General features: G+C 67.0%; 2 protein-coding genes. One reads left to right on the top strand and one right to left on the bottom strand.

What is annotated here, in order from left to right; genetic code table 11:
• Positions 1-46: 46 nt before the first annotated feature.
• A complete protein-coding gene (locus ACFQ7Q_RS38100) occupies positions 47-403 on the bottom strand; it encodes an iron-sulfur cluster assembly accessory protein (RefSeq protein ID WP_018848827.1) in 357 nt (118 codons plus the stop codon).
• Between the two features lie 261 nt (positions 404-664).
• Here ACFQ7Q_RS38100 and nadA point away from each other — a divergent pair, with 261 nt between their 5' ends.
• Entirely contained in the window at positions 665-1,846 is a 1,182-nt protein-coding gene (gene nadA / locus ACFQ7Q_RS38095) for a quinolinate synthase NadA (protein WP_383563855.1), read from the top strand.
• Positions 1,847-1,892: the final 46 nt, after the last annotated feature.

Below are 1,892 nucleotides of genomic sequence, written 5' to 3'. Positions count from 1 at the left end.
GCCCCGGTAGTCCGGGGCGGCCGCCTTCGTACGTACGACTGACGACTCAGCTGAACGAGTCGCCGCAGGCGCAGGAACCCGTGGCGTTCGGGTTGTCGATCGTGAAGCCCTGCTTCTCGATGGTGTCGACGAAGTCGATGGAGGCGCCGCCCAGGTACGGGGCGCTCATGCGGTCGGTGACGACCTTGACACCGTCGAAGTCCTTGACGACGTCGCCGTCGAGCGAACGCTCGTCGAAGAAGAGCTGGTAGCGCAGGCCGGAGCAGCCGCCGGGCTGTACGGCGACGCGCAGCGCCAGGTCGTCGCGGCCTTCCTGGTCGAGCAGGGCCTTGACCTTGGCCGCGGCGGCGTCAGACAGGAGGATGCCGTCGCTGACAGTGGTCTTCTCGTCCGATACGGACATCTGCTTCTCTCCCGGTTTGTACGGAGACTGCTTGCCGACGGTTGCAACCGGCGGGGCCCCGGATTCATTCCGGGCGAGGCTCGGCTTTCACGTCTTATCCCCTTCATGCTCGCACACCCGCTCGCCGTCCGGAGAACAGCAAGATCCGATCCGCGGACCGCGAATGCGTCACATCGACACTATGGACATCGTCAAACTGACGTGAAGCGGTTATGATAGATAGCGTCATTTAGACGAAAAGGTCTTCCGCAGAAAGAAAGGGTGCGTGACGTGACCACCGCCCAGCCCCTGGACGTCCAGCCGACGCCGCTCGCCCTCCTGCTGCTCGGCCGCGAGGCCGACCCCAAGAGCGAGCGCGGAGTGGAGTGTCCCGGCGACCTTCCGTCGCCCTCCGACCCGGATCTCGTGGAGCGCGCCCGCGCCGCCAAGGAGAAGCTCGGGGACAAGGTCTTCGTCCTCGGCCACCACTACCAGCGCGACGAGGTCATCCAGTTCGCCGACGTCACGGGCGACTCCTTCAAGCTCGCCCGCGACGCGGCGGCGCGCCCGGAGGCCGAGTACATCGTCTTCTGCGGTGTGCACTTCATGGCCGAATCGGCCGACATCCTCACCACCGACGACCAGAAGGTCGTCCTGCCGGACCTCGCGGCCGGCTGCTCGATGGCCGACATGGCCACCGCCGAGCAGGTCGCCGAGTGCTGGGACGTGCTGACCGAGGCCGGGGTGGCCGAGCAGGTCGTGCCCGTCTCGTACATGAACTCCTCGGCCGACATCAAGGCCTTCACCGGCAAGCACGGGGGCACGATCTGCACCTCGTCCAACGCCAAGCGCGCCCTGGACTGGGCCTTCGAGCAGGGCGAGAAGGTGCTGTTCCTGCCCGACCAGCACCTGGGGCGCAACACCGCGGTGCGTGAGATGGGCATGTCGCTCGACGACTGCGTTCTGTACAACCCGCACAAGCCGAACGGCGGCCTGACCGTCGAGGAGCTGCGGAACGCCAAGATGATCCTGTGGCGGGGTCACTGCTCGGTGCACGGCCGGTTCTCGCTGGACTCGGTCAACGACGTGCGCGAGCGGATCCCGGGCGTGAACGTGCTGGTGCACCCCGAGTGCAAGCACGAGGTCGTCGCGGCGGCGGACTACGTCGGTTCGACGGAGTACATCATCAAGACGCTGGAGGCGGCCCCGGCCGGCTCCAAGTGGGCGATCGGCACGGAGCTGAACCTGGTCCGCCGCGTGGCCGTCGCGCACCCGGACAAGGAGGTCGTCTTCCTCGACAAGACGGTCTGCTTCTGCTCGACGATGAACCGGATCGACCTGCCGCACCTGGTGTGGGCCCTGGAGTCGCTGGCCGAGGGCAACCTGGTCAACCGGATCGAGGTCGACAAGGAGACGGAGAGCTTCGCGAAGCTCGCGCTGGAGCGGATGCTGGCACTGCCGTAACGGTTCTCCGCTACGTACGCCGAGGGCGCCCCGCATGGTGCGGGCC

This window comes from Streptomyces sp. NPDC056527, assembly GCF_042794475.1.
In the GTDB taxonomy this organism is placed as follows: domain Bacteria; phylum Actinomycetota; class Actinomycetes; order Streptomycetales; family Streptomycetaceae; genus Streptomyces.
This window is presented reverse-complemented; position numbering and strand designations above follow the sequence as displayed.